This window comes from Maribacter sp. 2-571, assembly GCF_050589625.1.
Classification (GTDB): domain Bacteria; phylum Bacteroidota; class Bacteroidia; order Flavobacteriales; family Flavobacteriaceae; genus Pelagihabitans.
Genome location: NZ_JBNGOP010000016.1, coordinates 41,802 through 57,994 on the forward strand (window position 1 = coordinate 41,802; position 16,193 = coordinate 57,994).

12 protein-coding genes are annotated in these 16,193 nt (G+C 43.4%); 3 read left to right on the forward strand and 9 right to left on the reverse strand.

Translation table 11 applies throughout. The features are described 5' to 3' along the window. Window positions 1-16 precede the first annotated feature (16 nt). Window positions 17-484: a type I restriction enzyme HsdR N-terminal domain-containing protein gene (locus ACRD7P_RS12635; protein ID WP_430907988.1), complete on the reverse strand. Its 468-nt coding sequence runs from the start codon at window positions 482-484 to the stop codon at window positions 17-19. Window positions 485-510: 26 nt separating this feature from the next. On the opposite strand from ACRD7P_RS12635, the gene holA reads away from it, so the two are divergent. After that, a complete protein-coding gene (gene holA / locus ACRD7P_RS12640) occupies window positions 511-1,512 on the forward strand; it encodes a DNA polymerase III subunit delta (RefSeq protein WP_430907989.1) in 1,002 nt (333 codons plus the stop codon). A 73-nt stretch (window positions 1,513-1,585) separates the two neighbouring features. On the opposite strand, the gene ACRD7P_RS12645 is transcribed toward holA, so the two are convergent. The 5 genes from ACRD7P_RS12645 to uvrA all read right to left on the reverse strand — a co-directional run bounded on the left by ACRD7P_RS12645 (window position 1,586) and on the right by uvrA (window position 11,308). Further along, window positions 1,586-1,960 carry a DoxX family protein gene (locus ACRD7P_RS12645; protein WP_430907990.1) on the reverse strand — a complete coding sequence of 125 codons (375 nt, stop codon included), beginning with the start codon at window positions 1,958-1,960 and terminating at the stop codon, window positions 1,586-1,588. A 171-nt stretch (window positions 1,961-2,131) separates the two neighbouring features. Further along, window positions 2,132-4,543 carry an alpha-ketoacid dehydrogenase subunit alpha/beta gene (locus ACRD7P_RS12650; RefSeq protein WP_430907991.1) on the reverse strand — a complete coding sequence of 804 codons (2,412 nt, stop codon included), beginning with the start codon at window positions 4,541-4,543 and terminating at the stop codon, window positions 2,132-2,134. 333 nt (window positions 4,544-4,876) lie between these two features. Further along, window positions 4,877-7,627 (reverse strand): metalloprotease, encoded by a 2,751-nt coding sequence (locus tag ACRD7P_RS12655; RefSeq protein WP_430907992.1) that lies wholly within the window; start codon window positions 7,625-7,627, stop codon window positions 4,877-4,879. 117 nt (window positions 7,628-7,744) lie between these two features. Next, window positions 7,745-8,431, reverse strand: coding sequence for a TIGR00730 family Rossman fold protein (locus ACRD7P_RS12660; RefSeq protein WP_430907993.1), 687 nt, complete (start codon window positions 8,429-8,431; stop codon window positions 7,745-7,747). Window positions 8,432-8,476: 45 nt separating this feature from the next. Next, window positions 8,477-11,308, reverse strand: a complete 2,832-nt coding sequence (uvrA, locus tag ACRD7P_RS12665) for an excinuclease ABC subunit UvrA (RefSeq protein ID WP_430908056.1) — start codon at window positions 11,306-11,308, stop codon at window positions 8,477-8,479. A 209-nt stretch (window positions 11,309-11,517) separates the two neighbouring features. Between uvrA and ACRD7P_RS12670 the strand changes: the two genes are divergently transcribed. Then, complete coding sequence (locus tag ACRD7P_RS12670; RefSeq protein WP_430907994.1) at window positions 11,518-12,048, forward strand: hypothetical protein; 531 nt, start codon at window positions 11,518-11,520, stop codon at window positions 12,046-12,048. Between the two features lie 6 nt (window positions 12,049-12,054). Here the strand turns inward: ACRD7P_RS12670 and ACRD7P_RS12675 are convergent, their stop codons facing one another. Then, window positions 12,055-12,684, reverse strand: coding sequence for a L,D-transpeptidase family protein (locus tag ACRD7P_RS12675; RefSeq protein WP_430907995.1), 630 nt, complete (start codon window positions 12,682-12,684; stop codon window positions 12,055-12,057). A gap of 346 nt (window positions 12,685-13,030) precedes the next feature. On the opposite strand from ACRD7P_RS12675, the gene ACRD7P_RS12680 reads away from it, so the two are divergent. Then, entirely contained in the window at window positions 13,031-13,942 is a 912-nt protein-coding gene (locus ACRD7P_RS12680; RefSeq protein ID WP_430907996.1) for a nucleoside hydrolase, read from the forward strand. Window positions 13,943-13,999: 57 nt separating this feature from the next. On the opposite strand, the gene ACRD7P_RS12685 is transcribed toward ACRD7P_RS12680, so the two are convergent. Then, on the reverse strand, window positions 14,000-14,821 hold the full coding sequence (locus ACRD7P_RS12685; RefSeq protein WP_430907997.1) for a TIGR03915 family putative DNA repair protein: 822 nt from the start codon (window positions 14,819-14,821) through the stop codon (window positions 14,000-14,002). Next, entirely contained in the window at window positions 14,814-16,079 is a 1,266-nt protein-coding gene (locus tag ACRD7P_RS12690; protein ID WP_430908057.1) for a putative DNA modification/repair radical SAM protein, read from the reverse strand. The genes ACRD7P_RS12685 and ACRD7P_RS12690 overlap by 8 nt, the downstream gene beginning before the upstream one ends. Window positions 16,080-16,193: the final 114 nt, after the last annotated feature.

Genomic DNA, 16,193 nt, shown 5'->3' on the forward strand with positions numbered 1-16,193 from the left:
GGTATTTTGGGCACCATTAGGGTCGATCCGCCGCTTTGATGTTCCGGTAGTCCGGTAAGTCCCTCAGAAAGGCGTAGGTTTCCCGTTGATAATCCATTTGACAGTAGTAATGGTCCATACCATTGGTGACCATAAGATAGTTGGCGTCCAAACTTAAATTATAACGGGCGATCTGATCGAAGACCTGTTGGTCGATCTTAATTTTCGGTGCCTTGCATTCCACCAATATCCGGATACTCCCGTTTGGGTCGAAAACCACGATGTCGTATCGCTTTTGAATGCCGTTGACACGCAATTGTTTTTCTACATTTATTAAGCTTATGGGGTATTTTTTATCGGAAATCAAAAACTGAACAACATGCTGGCGTACCCATTCTTCGGGCTGTAGCACTACAAACTTTTTGCGGATCTGATCAAAAATATACTTCTTATTTTCGCTACTTTTGAATCGGAATACGTAGTGCGGAAATTGTAGCTTTTGCATGGCGCAAATTTGATGATTTTTTTTGAATGGAAGAAGTAAAGCAGATCGTTGGCGATATTCGTGCTGGAAACACCAGACCCATCTATTTCCTGTTCGGGGAGGAAGCCTATTATATTGATAGTATTACGGAATTTATCGAGAACAATGTGTTGCAAGAGGAGGAGAAAGGGTTCAACCAAATGGTATTGTATGGTAAGGACGTAACGATCGACGATATTGTGGGGAATGCCAAACGGTACCCCATGATGGCCGAAAAGCAGGTGGTCATCGTAAAAGAGGCACAACATTTGTCGCGAACCATTGAGAGTCTTACCGCCTATGCCGACAATCCGCAGCCGACTACGGTCTTGGTCATCTGTTACAAGTATAAAAAACTGGACAAGCGAAAGAAACTCTACAAGGCCGTACAGAAAAACGGACTATTGTTCGAAAGTAAAAAACTGTATGAGAACCAGGTATCGGATTGGATCAGAAAAACCTTGGGAAGTAAGGGATATCCGATATCCCATAAAGCCTCCACGCTTTTGGTAGAGTATCTGGGGACCGATTTGAGCAGAATCTATAAAGAACTGGAAAAGTTGTTTTTAGTGCTTCCCAAGGACACTGAAATAATGCCGGACCATATCGAAACGCATATCGGTATCAGTAAGGATTATAATAACTTTGAATTGAAAAAGGCAATAGGGGAGCGGGATGTGGTAAAGGCGACCAAAATCATTACCTATTTCGCACAGAATCCCAAGGACAATCCGTTCGTGTTAACGGTAACCTTGTTACATTCCTTTTTTTCGCAATTGTTAAAGTACCACGGATTGAACGACCATTCTCCAAAAACGGTTGCTAGTGCACTCCGCATCAACCCCTATTTTGTAAATGAGTTTCAAACGGCCTCACGTAACTATCCCATGAAAAAGGTGAGCCAAATCGTTTCCCACCTTCGGGAAATGGATTTAAAAGGCAAGGGAGTCGGCGCGAACGCATTAAAGCAGGCCGACCTGTTAAAGGAGCTTTTGGTTAAAATTCTATAGCCAAAAGGGGTTTAATACCATTTCAAAGCAAAAATGGTATAAGTCCTTCTACTTAAAGCGGGGAGTCAGGCGACTATTTTTTATCGATACTATATTTGCCCGGACCCGTAAGTGCGATTACAACGAAAATCGTTAAATAGAGCAAGGCCATCTCCTTTTTTTGAAAAGGGTCCGAACCATGCACTACAAAGGCCGCGACCGCCATGGTTATCGCGGCGGGTATCGCAGCAAGTCGCGTTCGAAAACCGATGATAATCAATATCGGACATAGGAGTTCCGCTAATACGGTAAGTACCAATGAGGGAGTAGCCCCGATTCCAATGGGATCGGCAAAATCGGCACCATTGATGAGCATTTGTAATTTACCATATCCATGAACGATCATCATAGCGGATGGAACTATTCGTAGGAGGGCAAGACCTATATCTTTAAGGGATTGTTGTTGCATAAGAAGTGTTTTGAAAATGGTTTGACTACAGATAAAAGTAAGTTTTTTTTCTGAAATGCCCCATCCGCTATGTTTCAAGCATTTTCAGCTATACCAATTGCCACAAAATAGCAAACATGCTTCTTCAGATACAAGAAGGAGTAGTACCCAATGCCCCATAATACGTACGGATTACCGCAATTCAGGATATTCCTCGGGTGAGGCTTCGTGCATGATGGCATACACTTTTTCAAAAATATCCTCGGCATTTGGTTTTGAAAAATAATCACCGTCCGTACCGTAGGCCGGCCGATGCGCTTTTGCCGTAAGGGTTTGCGGTGCACTATCCAGATACTGGTAGGCTCCTTGGTTTTCAATGATTTCGTTCAGTAAATAGGCCGCGCATCCCCCGGGAACATCCTCATCTATTACCAGCAGGCGATTTGTTTTCTGTACGCTTTTAACCGTTTCTTTTCCAATATCGAAGGGTAAAAGGGTTTGCGCATCGATTACCTCTGCATCGATTCCCACTTGTTGTAGCTCCTCGGCAACCTGTAATACGATTCTCAGGGTGGAACCATAAGAGACCAAGGTAATATCCTCTCCTTTCCTCAGTGTTTCAACCACTCCTATAGGCGTGCAAAACTCTCCTAAGTTCGACGGAAGGGATTCTTTTAAGCGATAACCGTTCAGGCTTTCGATAACGAGTGCGGGTTCATCACTTTTCATAAGGGTATTGTAAAATCCTGCCGCTTGGGTCATGTTTCTTGGAGATAATACATACATACCCCTTAGCACATGGATCAGGCCTCCCATATGGGAACCGGAGTGCCAGATTCCTTCCAAACGATGTCCACGTGTGCGCACGATCAGCGGGGCCTTTTGTTTTCCGGAGGTCCGGTAGCGCAAACAGGCCAAATCGTCGGTCAATGTGGCCAACGCATAAAAAATATAATCAAGATATTGTATTTCGGCAATGGGCCGCAGGCCGCGTAATGCCATCCCTATGCCCTGTCCGATAATGGTGGTCTCTCGAATACCGGTGTCCGATACCCGTGTTGCACCGTATTTGCTTTGGAGTCCTTCCAAACCTTGATTAACATCTCCGATCGCACCGCTATCCTCACCAAAAACAAGGCTTTCGGGATAATTTTCGAACAGTTTGTCAAAGTTGTCCCTAAGGATGACCCTTCCATCCACCTGTTCGGGCGTTGACTCATACTTTGGTGGTACGGCAGGGATATTGGTAGCCCTGTTCGGAAGTTCGCTATACAGATTGTTACTGTATTTCGGTTGGGTTTCTGATAAAAAGCGCGCTATCCAGGTTTTTAGATTGTGCTTTTCCGTACGTTCATCCCCTAAAAGGTAACGCAATGCTTTTCTACCCGCGACCGCCAAATCCTTTTTTATCGGTTCTTCCACGGCGATCAAATCGTTTTTGATCTTGGTCAAAAAGTTTTTGTTCACACTGCCATTTGCCGCTTGTTCCAGTAGTCCGATCAGGGCTCTTTTGAGTTGAAGGTGTTCCTCCAAATATTCGGACCATGCTTCTTTTCGCGCAAGGCGCACCTCTTTTTTAATATTCTTTTCTATGGTTGACAGCTCCTCGTCGGTGGCAATACCCGAGGTGATGATCCATTCCCTAAAACGTTTGTTGCAGTCGTTTTCCGCTTCCCATTCCAAACGATCGGTGCTTTTATAACGTTCATGTGATCCCGATGACGAGTGTCCTTGGGGCTGCGTGAGTTCGGTAACATGGATCAATACCGGTACATGTTCCTCACGTGCGATATCCGAGGCGTTTTCATAGGCGTGCATCAAAGCCGTATAATCCCATCCTTTTACCTGGAACAGTTCAAAACCGGGATGATTTTCATCGCGCTGAAGGCCTGCCAAAAGTTTTGAAATATCCTCCTTGGTCGTATGGTATTCATTAGGCACCGATATTCCGTAGGCATCGTCCCATACGCTAACGACCATGGGTACTTGAAGGACACCGGCGGCATTTAGCGATTCAAAAAACATTCCTTCGCTGGTACTGGCATTCCCTATGGTGCCCCAGGCTACTTCATTTCCGTTATTGGAAAATTTCTCCGAATCGATCTGTTCGGCCGCCCGGTACACCTTTGACGCCTGGGCCAATCCCAATAGCCTCGGCATTTGCCCGGCCGTACAGGAAATATCGGCACTACTGTTTTTTTGTTGGATAAGGTCTTTCCAACTTCCGTCCTCGTTAAGGCTATAGGTAAGAAAGTGTCCGCCCATTTGCTTTCCCGCGCTCATGGGTTCTTTTTTGATGTCGGTGGTGGCATAGAGCGCATGGAAAAAATCCTTAGGCTTTAAAAGCCCCAACGCCATCATAAAGGTCTGATCACGATAATAACCGCTTCGGAAATCCCCATTTTGAAAAGAACGTGCCATTGCCAGCTGCGGCAGTTCCTTGCCATCCCCGAATATTCCGAACTTCGCTTTGCCCGTAAGTACTTCCTTTCTTCCGATCAGGCTGCAGGTCCTGCTTAAAACAGCGATTTCATAATCAAAGAAAATTTGTTTTTTAAAATCTTCAAAGGAAATGTCGCTACTGGTTTTAGAAGAAAGTTTCATATGCATCTGGCATTTGGCATTTGGGGCAAAAATACAATATCCCAAGAGCTTTTACAATGGTAGTATTGTTATAATTATTAAAAAATAATTAAAAATTTAAAGCTTACGATGTTGAATGTGTAAAATTTTAAAGAATAAAGGCCTTTTTGTTGAGAATAAATCAAAATAAGAAGTGTAGGATAATTAGGAGAAAGATAATTTGGAAAAAACAGTTTTGTCAATAGGAAGTTGTACCACAAAAGAACAATACATTTTGAAGAAGATAATGGTTTTCCTCTAATTGGTTTAAACTAAAATTCAAGGATGGGGCCTCCTTACCCATATTCACGAGGATCAGAACCACTTTCTGGTGAAGAGTCCGATCAACGTTTTTGGGCTTACGGTAACAATGAACCGTATTTTCTCACCGTAGTTCGGTTGGCCAACTTCCCAACCATTATTGGAATACAGAGGAAAGTACAGTTCAAAAAAATCGGTAACCAAATTGGCCCGTATGCCGGAATCATATACAAATTTACCTGCAGTGCCCCTGTTTTTAACATAACCCAAATCGCCATAAAACTCCACCCATTTCCAAAGGTTCACACTGGTGTTCATAGTGGTGATCCAATCGTTCGAAAACCGGTATTCTTCGTCTAAAATGGACTTGAATCCACCCTCTGCGATAATGATCTGTTGGCTATAGATACCCGTTTCCTCGGATCGGCCAAGGTAATTATAGTCAAAAAGATAATCTTTGGGCCTGTCCAATGCAAAATCGAAGAAATCGATACTGGGGTCGATATTGTTCCATAAAAACTTTCCGGCGTAAAAACGAATGTTGAACTGTGTATTGTTTTCGAAGAGTTTTCGGTATTCCGCTTCTAGGGAAAGTTTGGTGAACCGATCGGCCTGTTGGAAATCCAGCACCCAAGACTTGTAGTCGATGATGTTGTTGTCGACGTTGATATATCTGGCATTGAATACGCTATAGTCGGGCGTCTCCGGTGCATTTGCCGTGGCGGCAAGGTTATCGAGATCTCTAAAAATATTTATATAGCGGAGCGATAAAAACTGTCTTTTATTGGAACGAAGATCGGAAGGTCGCCATCCGAGGCTCATGGAAGGGGTAAACGAGGTAAACCTGGAATTGGTATCAAAATGCGAAGTAGATCCGCGGAAAGCATAATTGGCTACATACAGCCCACTTTTATTCAGATATTGCCGATACGACAATTTACCATAACCCACAAAGGCTCCTTCCCTAAAGGAGTAGGAGGGGGCCACGTCGTACACAAAGGGCCGTTCCAAAAATGTTTTGTTGTAGAGCCGTAATCCGGGTGCCCAGCCATCGTACGTATTGAAATTGACAATGGGAACATAAAACACCTGGTTGAGATAAGGGTTTTCAGAATCCTTAAAAAAAGTGAACTTCAGTTTTTTGTTTCCGGATAAAAAACCTTTGAGCGATTTCCAATTGTCACGCTGGTTGAATTCCGGAATTTTTTGATCGTAATTCAAGACCATTTTTTCCTCCCCATTTCTGGGAATGGCAAAGGTCTTCTGATCTTTTATATTATGGAACCAGTATTTCGATACAACGGAGTCGTTCCGCAGCCCGAACAACGAAATGGGAACGTTGGTCCCTTTCTTGTTCTTAAGGGTGACATAAAGGGAATCTTCGGTTTTCTCGATTTCCTTGATCTTAAAATCGATCTGTTTGTCCGTGGAAACATATTCGTGAAAAAACCAGTTGATGTCTGTATCGGTTGCCCGTTTTAAAATTGATTCGAAGTCCAGTGGCTTGGTACGGTTTTCCTTATAAAACCGATAAAACGTTTTTATGCTGTTGTCCACCTTATCCTTTCCAATATAATTTGCCAAATATGCCAGCCCAAGACCGGCCTTATATTTATTGGCAATACGTTGGTTGAATTTCAAAAGGGAATCTTGAGGTGTTTCCAGAGGTTGCCCTTGATTTTTACGGGCGGTGAACATATATAAAAAAGGATATTGCTCGTTAAAATCCATTTTAGCCAAATTGAAACTGCGAACTCCCCATATTTTTGACAACTTTCCTAGCAACTTCTGATCGGGATAGTGTTGTTCTACATAGGCGATCATCAAGTAGTTTGTTATGGCATCATTGAGCCATTGGTCCTTTCTCGGGTTTAGGAACATGGATTCCTTAAGAATGTTTTGTAGCGCCGTTTTTAAAAATTTCATTTCAAATTGAAACTTTTCTTCGTAAGGCCTGATGAAACGGGGCAGTTGGTTTAAACCATAGAGGGGATATTTTAGGTAGTCGATTTCACTGACCAATAGCTGTCCATGTGGATAAACACCTAAATTTTCAGATATAAATTCGGAAACTTTTAAAATGGAAATACTTTTGTAAACGTCATCAAAACGTTTGGATTCCAAATCGGTAACTACGGTCATTTGCCCGGTAACATGGGTCTCGAACCGATCGATGGGTTCCAGTATGATTTCACAGCTCTTTCGATTGCTCCCTTGCAATTGGGCATTTTGGTTCTTCGGAAAGGCGGAATTGCTAAGTACTCCAAAATTAGAGGCGATAAACAGCTTTTCGGGATAGGTAAAACTAACCGTGGTGTTCGTGATCCCGGTATACAGGTCTTCAAGTCCCTTATTGGAATACAAATGCCATGTTCCATCAAAAAAAGCGGGGGTAAGGTACCAGTCTTTTAGGTAATAGCTGTTTTTATTGGAATAGCCGTAGGGCGTGTATTTTTTTGGAGGAAGTTTTACCGTATAGGTAATAAATAGCGTTGCGGAATCTCCCGGTTCCAGTGGTTCGTTCAGGTCGATTTTAATAATATCCCGCTCTTTGGTCCGCTCAAAGTGCAGTCCACGGTATTCGGCATCGACAGCACTTAAAATTTTTGTTTTGCCCCTTTCCCTGTCTTTCGCCAAATGCAGGCTCCGGTTGAACTCATCCGCAAAACGTTTGGCCAATCCCGTGTTTTTATCGGAATAGGAATGTGCCCAATCGTTAAAATACAGCACGCTCAAACGTACTTTGGAATCATTGAAATAGGTAAATTCCTGATTGATGGTTATCTCCTTGGTCTCTCCATTCAAACTTGCATTTACAAAATTTTCATGCTGCGCACATGCGATATATGTGTTTGAACACAGCGCAAAGAGCAACAGAAAAAATGAAATAGCAGCCTTTTTTTTCAAGGGGGAAACTTAAAATTAGAAATTCGGACTCAACAAATGGCCCTTGTAAAAAGAGTCGATGATTTCCACAACCTCCTCCTTGGTATCCACCAAATGGATCAAATCCAAATCTTCGGGACTGATATTTCCCTCGGTCAACATCGTATTTTTGATCCAATCCATTAGTCCCGACCAGAAGGTGGTACCGACCAAAATAATTGGAAATTTTTCTATTTTGTAGGTTTGGATCAAGGTTATGGCTTCAAAAAGTTCATCGAGCGTACCAAAACCACCGGGCATGACAACAAAGCCCTGTGAATATTTCACGAACATTACCTTACGCACAAAAAAGTAATCAAAATCAAGGCTTTTATCACCGTCGATATACGGATTGTCGTGTTGTTCGAAAGGAAGGTCAATGTTCAGACCTACCGAGGTGCCGCCGGCCTGATGGGCACCTCTGTTCCCTGCTTCCATAATACCTGGGCCACCACCGGTAATTACCCCATATCCTGCTTCGGAAATGCCTTTGGCAATATCTACCGCTAACTTATAATAGGGCGCGTCCTCCTTTGTTCGGGCAGAACCGAATATTGAAACGCAAGGGCCAATAGTGCTCATGCGTTCAAAACCGTTTACAAACTCTCCCATAATCTTGAAGATCGCCCAAGAGTCATTGGTTTTTAGTTCGTTCCATCCTTTGTGATGTTTTTCGTTTCTCATTTTTTATGCTATTGTTCTGAGTTGTTTTTTACAGATTCATAGGAGTTATACCAACTCCCTCTTTAAAAATTTTGCCGTGTAACTTTTGGTATCTTTCGCTACTTTTTCCGGTGATCCTTCGGCAACGATCATACCGCCACCACGGCCGCCTTCGTAACCGATATCGATAATGTGATCGGCCATTTTTATCACGTCCATATTATGTTCGATGACCAAAATGGTATTCCCTTTGTCTACCAAACGGTTCAAAACTTCCATTAAAACACGAATATCTTCAAAATGAAGCCCTGTAGTAGGTTCGTCCAGTATGTAAAAAGTGTTGCCGGTATCGCGTTTGGAAAGTTCGGTCGCCAATTTTATTCGCTGTGCCTCTCCTCCTGAAAGCGTTGTCGACTGCTGCCCGAGCGAAATATAGCCGAGACCGACGTCCTGAATGGTTTTTAGTTTCCGATGTATTTTGGGTATGTTTTCAAAAAAGGCAACCGCATCGTTTATGGTCATCTCCAAAACGTCCGATATGGATTTGCCCTTATACCGTATTTCCAAGGTTTCCCTATTGAACCGTTTTCCATGACAGGTTTCGCACTCCACATACACATCGGGTAAAAAATTCATTTCAATAACCCGGAGGCCTCCTCCTTGGCAGGTTTCACAGCGACCCCCCTTAACATTAAAACTGAACCTTCCCGGTTTATAGCCGCGTATCGCCGCTTCGGGAGTTTTGGTGAAAAGTGCCCTAATTTCACTGAAAACCCCGGTATAGGTGGCCGGATTGCTTCTTGGGGTACGGCCAATGGGCGATTGGTTGATGTCGATAACCTTATCCACATGTTCCAATCCCTTTATTTTTTTATAGGGCATCGGTTTTTTTACCCCGTTAAAATAATGTGCGTTCATTATGGGGTATAGCGTTTCATTGATCAAGGTCGACTTACCGCTGCCCGATACCCCGGTCACCCCGATCATTTGGCCTAAGGGAAAATGAACCGTCACGTTTTTTAGGTTGTTCCCCGTACATCCCGAAAGGGTAATTTTTTTACCGTTTCCTTTTCTCCGTTTTGCCGGAACCTCGATCTGTTTCGTTCCGGTAATATACGCTGCGGTAAGCGTTTCGTAGTCCCTTAATTCTTTTGGGGTACCCTCGGAAATGATTTTGCCGCCATATTTCCCCGCTTTTGGCCCAATATCGATGACATGGTCGGCTCTTTCGATCATGTCCCTGTCATGTTCGACAACAATTACGGAGTTTCCGATATCCCGTAACGATTCCAACGACCGGATCAGTCGTTCATTGTCCCGTTGGTGCAGCCCGATACTCGGTTCGTCCAAAATATAGAGCACTCCCACGAGTTGCGAACCTATTTGTGTGGCCAAACGAATACGCTGTGCCTCGCCGCCAGAAAGCGATTTGGAACTCCGGTTAAGCGAAAGATAGTCCAAGCCTACATCCAAAAGGAACCGAATCCTGGTACGAATTTCCTTTACAATTTCTTCCGCTATCTTTTTTTGATTACCCGATAGGTTTTTTTCCAGATGGTCAAAAAAATCGGCAAGCTCGACAATATCAAGATGCGCCAATTCCGCAATGTTTTTGGTCCCAATTTTAAAATTGAGCGATTCCTTACGGAGTCGCGACCCATTACAGGTGGGGCAGACCACGCGATCCATGTATTCTTTCGCCCAGCGTTTTATGGAAGTGGAATCGGCCTGATCGAATTGATTTTTTATGAAATTGGAAATGCCCTCGTAGTCGATTTTGTAGTTACGTTTTACGCCCAATGTCTTCGAATCTACTTCGAATACCTCATGGCCGCCGCGCAAAAGCACTTCAATGGCCTCGTCCGGAATAGCATCTATAGGGTCGGAAAGTTTGAAACCGTAGCGTTGGCCTATGGTTTCGATCTGCTTGAACGCCCACGATTTTTTAAAGGCGCCAAGGGGCGCTATTCCCCCGGCCTTAATGGATAACTGTTTGTTTGGAAATATTTTTTGTTCGTTCACTTCGTACACATGCCCCAATCCATTGCAATGGGGGCACATTCCCTTGGGAGAGTTGAAAGAAAAGGTATTCGGTTCCGGGGCGGGATAGGAAATGCCGGTGGTAGGGCACATGAGGTCTCGGCTAAAATACCGGGGTTCCGTAGTTCCCTCTTCTAGAACCATCAATACATTGTTGCCACTGTACATGGCGGTATTAATGGTTTCGCCCAAACGTTTTCCCAACTCTTCGGTCTCCGAAACCTTGAGCCTATCGATTACGATCTCAATATCATGCGTTTTGTAGCGATCGACCTTCATTCCCTTGACGATATCTACAATTTTACCGTCTACGCGTACCTTTACAAAGCCTTGCTTTCCAATTTGCTCGAAGAGTTCCCTATAATGGCCCTTTCGCGATTTGATGATGGGTGCTAGAATATTGATTTTTTTGTTGTCGTAAGCGCTTATGATAAGTTCCCGTATCTGGTCGTCGCTGTAGCTCACCATTTTTTCTCCGGTGTTATAGCTATAGGCATCTCCCGCTCGGGCAAAAAGCAGCCTTAAAAAGTCATAAATCTCGGTAATGGTACCTACGGTGGACCGTGGCGATTTTGAAGTCGTTTTTTGTTCGATAGCGATTACGGGGGACAGTCCGTCTATTTTATCAACGTCCGGTCGCTCGAGCCCACCAAGAAACTGCCGGGCATAGGCCGAAAACGTCTCGATATAGCGTCGTTGCCCTTCGGCATAAATGGTATCGAACGCCAGGGAAGACTTTCCACTTCCGGACAATCCGGTTATGACCACTAGTTTTTCCCGTGGTATGGTAACATCGATGTTTTTAAGATTATGGACCCTCGCGCCCTTGACCTCGATATTCTCTTCGTAGTCGATCATTTGCATCTGTTGGTATTTCCTAATGCTTCTGGAACGGACCAAAAAGGCAAAAAGCGTGTGGATAACACCACACAACCGCCTAGTTATCTTCCTTTCAAAGCAAAGTGGCGAAGTTACAATTTTGACCGTTAAAAATTAAACCGTCCATACTTATAACTTTGTTAATTGAAATGTAGCCTATAACTTCGTGGTAAAATTAAACCAACAACATGCAAATATTAGGAATCGGGTCAAGGATCGCGCACGCCGACCATGGAAAGGGGGTGGTAACCAATGTAACTTCCGAACACTATTGGGTTACTTTTATAGATAGCGGTTTGGAGACCATTGCCATCGATAGTGATTTTGAAGTTTTAGAGGCGGTTACGGATGAAGTCGATACCATCAGTTTTTCCGAGGTGGAACAATCGTTGATCGGTATTTTAAGAAAATGGAGCGATGCAAGTTCTTTGACGCCGATAGCGGACAAGTGGAAGAACGGGAGTTTGGTATTGCAACCGGGGGATGTTAATTTATCGGCCAAGGAAATTCCGATCGCCACTTTTTTTCATAAAATTGTAATGGTCCGCGACCGAATACGGGTTATGGAACAAAAAATCAATTCCAGCAAACAGTTGGACGATAGTGAAAAGGTAGACTTACAACAGTACATTACCCGTATTTACGGCAGTTTAACCACTTTTAATGTTCTCTTCAAGAGTCAAGGGGATTTCTTCGTAGGGGAACGTAGCACTAAATAAAATGCCTCAAGGGACAATTGTAATCGGCATTCCCTCGTAAACGATGGTGAAAAGTTCTTCTACGTCCGGGTTGGTCATTGAAATGCAGCCCCAGGTCCAGTGTTGCTTTTCGGCTATCAATCGATTATTGTTGTTCGGGACGCCATGAATTCCGATTTCCCCACCAATACTCGCGTTTTTTGGTATGGTACCTTCAGCTTTGGCGGCCCGGTGCTTGCGATAGGATTCCGCGGTAGGGTAGTCTATCCAAATAAATTTTGACCATGATTTGTGCGGGTAAAAGGCACGTACCTTAAAATCTCCTTCCGGAGTTGCCCGATCGCCTTGCATTCGTTTATCAGCTACAGGGTCGGTGCCCAATACTATGGGATACTCCCGAATAACCAAACTATCGGCAAGCAACTGTAAGGTGAGCTCACTTTTATCGATTTTTATTTTTAGTGTTTCGCCATGGGAATAAACACTGTCCAAGAGTTTTTTTAGAGTAACCGTTTTTACGCTGTCGCTATGGACATCAGGTTTTGCATTTGATGCAATACCCTTGTTTTGTTCAAACTCTTGTTTATAGTAAAACGTAAGCACCACAAGGGCCGTTAAAACGACTCCGATCAACCAATACGCCCTGTTCTTTCCCATAATTATACATTCATAGGACCAAAAGTAGTACCCTGTTTTTTAAGGAGATGGACGGTATTTAGGGAAAAAGGGATACCGGGATACCGGGAGGCTGAGCTATATTTATAAATGACTGCTGTTTGCCCTTTGATGTACTGTTAGGTTTACTACAACAACTGAAATTGAAACAGGTGTTTTACTGCGTTCGTCATCGGACGTTACTAGCAATGGACAATGGTTGGGGCAATTGTCGGAGAACGGTATTTAAGGACAAAAAAAAATCTGCTCTATAAAACCGGCTTTTTCTGATGTGGTTACGGTAGAAACACGATCTATTTTTTTAAATTCGGTCCAAAACCAACGGAAAATGAAAAATACACGATTACTACGTTTGACGGTTTTATTTTTGATGCTTCATTTTGGCACTCAAAATTGGGCACAATCAAAAACCACAGTTCTTTTGGACGCCGATACCGCAAATGAAGTAGATGATCTATTTGCCCTATCTCGTATTTTAATGGATTCGTCGGTGTCGGTTTTGGCCCTGAACGCCGCCCAATGGCAAAACAGTCATTGGTCTACCCCAAAATCGATGGAGGACAGTCATCGTTTGAATCAAATGCTTTTGGGAACTATGGGCTTGTCGGTAAAGACCAATAGGGGAGCTATGGCAAGAATGTACGATTGGGGGAACAGGGCCCAATATTCGGCCGCCGCAAACGAGATAATCGACCAGGCCAACAGAATGAAGGATGGCGAACGTTTGAACCTTATTGCCCTGGGAGCACTTACAAATGTTGCCTCTGCCGTGTTTATGGAACCTGAAATAGCCGAAAAAATACGGCTATATTGGTTGGGTAGCAGTTATGATTTTGAAAAAGGGGTATTGGGCCGAAACGACTTTAACTGTGCCATGGATCAGTATGCGCTTACCCATCTTCTCTTTTCCGAGGTTGAAATGCATGTGATTCCTGTCAATGTCGCCTCCAAGATGACATTCGATTATGATACCACCAAAACAAGGCTTAAAGGGCAAAAACTAGGTGATTTTCTGCTCAAAATATGGGACGATCATGTTGATGGGGGTAGAGCAGTGAGGACCATCTGGGACCTGGCGATTATCGATGCTTTTTTACACCCCGAATGGGCAACAGAGACAATCATAATGACTTCCAAGGACAATGGGGGCAGGGAAATCTATTACTATAAGGATATTGATGCGGATAAGATGTTAGAAGATTTTTTTGATAAAATAAAAGCTTACAAAGCCCCAAAATAAGGTTTCGTCACTTTTCAACAGTGTAGGAGCCTACCCGGATCGTTCTTGACCATTCTATTACACGGCTTCTTTTTTCTCGCTTAAATATTTCCAATAACGTTTTGGAACATGTTGTACATGCAATTTTTTGTTGATGCGCGATTTGATATTGGTGCTCCTGAAATAGTCGTTCCATAGCTGCTGATAGTGGTATTCCGTTTCCGAAAACACACTGCTTTTTAGAATACTGTTCGCATGGATTTCCTTTAGGTCCAGTGAAATAATTTCAACGGATTTCAGGTTGTAATACAGCCCATAGGAACGTTTTATGTCATAAATGATCCATTCCTGATCCGCGTAGCGCGACTTAAAGTGTTTCGATATTAGGGGAAGCACATCAAAATCTGGTTCAATATTGGCAAAGTATATTCCATCTTGCGTATACTGAAAGCGCACAAATGCTTCCATTCGATGTTTTTCACGCCCTACACTTTTGGCAAGTTGACTTATTTTTAGGTATAGGTCATTGGAAAAATCTCCCGAGATTCCACCGTCTTTTTGGAACAGCCCCTGAATATAGCGGTAAAGCAATACCTCAATACCCTTATGTCCACTCAAATAAGCGAAGTAGATACGTTTGATGGCGGAATTGCTTTTATTTCGAATACCGTTCCAGACCCTTTTGGCTTTGTCCATCTGGGTGAAAACGGTTTCGGTTTTTGAAAAAAGCCCATTTTGGCCGATGCTGTTTTTTTGGATGTCCGCAATGTGTAACCGTTCTTCGAACGCCTTAAATACGGTGGTTAAAAAACCGTTGAAACTTCCGTCATATACTAGAGTTGTTGCCGTTTCCATTGTCATATCGTTTCGGATTGCCATAGCTAGTGGAATCCTATTCATTAAATAGTTGTAATTGGGTACTATAATTTTTTCGAAACTTCCCTTGCGAAGTTTTAAGGATAAGGCCTTTGAGCGTAAGGGCGTCCATGTCCTTATGGTACCAGTGGTTTGCGTTGCAAACGATAAAATACTTGGCCCTGTTCATGGCAATACCTATTTTTTTCAAGTGTTCCCAATGCAATGGCCGAAAACGCCTTGCCTGAATAATTTTATTTACGGATAACATCCCAATTCCCGGAACACGGGCCAACGTTCTTTTGTCCGCGGTATTGATATCGACAGGGAAGTGCTGTAGGTTCCGCAATGCCCAACCGAGTTTGGGGTCGACATCGACATCCAAGTTGGGGTGTTGGTCGTTTAGTAGTTCCGTGACGTTAAAACCGTAAAAACGCAGCAACCAATCGGTCTGGTACAATCTGTTTTCCCGAAGCATGGGAACTTTTGATCCAATACTGGGAAGCCTACTGTCTTCGGCTACGGGTACGTATCCCGAATAATACACCCGCTTCATTTTGTAGGTTTTGTAATAGTGGGTTGCTGAATACATGATATCCTTATCGGTTTCACCTGTGGCCCCAACGATCATTTGTGTGCTTTGCCCTGCTGGGGCATAGCTCGGTGTGCTGCGAATGACTTTTTTTTCGGAGCGGTACCGGTCTATTCCATTTTTCACCGCTAACATGGGTTTGGTAAAGTCCTCATGTTGTTTGTCCGGGGCCAGTAATCGAAGCCCGGAAATCGTGGGGATCTCGATATTTACGGAAAGCCTATCGGCATACAGTCCCGCTTCGTGCATCAATTCATCACTGGCACCGGGAATGGATTTTAAGTGGATATAACCATTAAAATTTTCCTCCAATCGCAATTTTTTGGCAACCCTTACCAGCCGTTCCATCGTATAGTCAGGGCTTTTGAATATTCCGGAACTTAAAAAAAGCCCTTCGATGTAGTTTCGTCGATAGAAATTGATCGTGAGGTCGACCACCTCTTGAATTTTAAAGGCCGCACGCTGTACATCATTGCTCTTTCGGGTAACACAGTAAGCGCAATCAAAGATGCAATGGTTGGTGAGCAGTATTTTCAATAGGGAAATACAGCGTCCATCTTCGGCGTAGCTATGACAAATACCCATGCCGGTACTGTTACCGAGCCCCTTGTTCTTGTTGGTACGCTGGCTACCGCTGCTAGAGCAGGAGACATCGTATTTGGCCGCATCGGCCAATATGTTCAGTTTCTCTCGGATACGTTCAAAGGACATGCTGATAAGTATATAATCCAAAAATATGGAAATATTCCTAATAATGGAAATATTCCAATTAAATTTTGGATATATTCCATAATTCGTATATTTGAAAGGTTGCAACAACACAGA

What these genes read in the sequence shown, in the direction of transcription:
- ACRD7P_RS12635 (WP_430907988.1), bottom strand. Translation starts at nt 484, where the DNA reads ATGCAAAAGCTACAATTTCCGCACTACGTATTCCGATTCAAAAGTAGC.
- holA (WP_430907989.1), top strand. Translation starts at nt 511, where the DNA reads ATGGAAGAAGTAAAGCAGATCGTTGGCGATATTCGTGCTGGAAACACC.
- ACRD7P_RS12645 (WP_430907990.1), bottom strand. Translation starts at nt 1,960, where the DNA reads ATGCAACAACAATCCCTTAAAGATATAGGTCTTGCCCTCCTACGAATA.
- ACRD7P_RS12650 (WP_430907991.1), bottom strand. Translation starts at nt 4,543, where the DNA reads ATGAAACTTTCTTCTAAAACCAGTAGCGACATTTCCTTTGAAGATTTT.
- ACRD7P_RS12660 (WP_430907993.1), bottom strand. Translation starts at nt 8,431, where the DNA reads ATGAGAAACGAAAAACATCACAAAGGATGGAACGAACTAAAAACCAAT.
- uvrA (WP_430908056.1), bottom strand. Translation starts at nt 11,308, where the DNA reads ATGATCGACTACGAAGAGAATATCGAGGTCAAGGGCGCGAGGGTCCAT.
- ACRD7P_RS12670 (WP_430907994.1), top strand. Translation starts at nt 11,518, where the DNA reads ATGCAAATATTAGGAATCGGGTCAAGGATCGCGCACGCCGACCATGGA.
- ACRD7P_RS12675 (WP_430907995.1), bottom strand. Translation starts at nt 12,684, where the DNA reads ATGGGAAAGAACAGGGCGTATTGGTTGATCGGAGTCGTTTTAACGGCC.
- ACRD7P_RS12680 (WP_430907996.1), top strand. Translation starts at nt 13,031, where the DNA reads ATGAAAAATACACGATTACTACGTTTGACGGTTTTATTTTTGATGCTT.
- ACRD7P_RS12685 (WP_430907997.1), bottom strand. Translation starts at nt 14,821, where the DNA reads ATGAATAGGATTCCACTAGCTATGGCAATCCGAAACGATATGACAATG.
- ACRD7P_RS12690 (WP_430908057.1), bottom strand. Translation starts at nt 16,079, where the DNA reads ATGTCCTTTGAACGTATCCGAGAGAAACTGAACATATTGGCCGATGCG.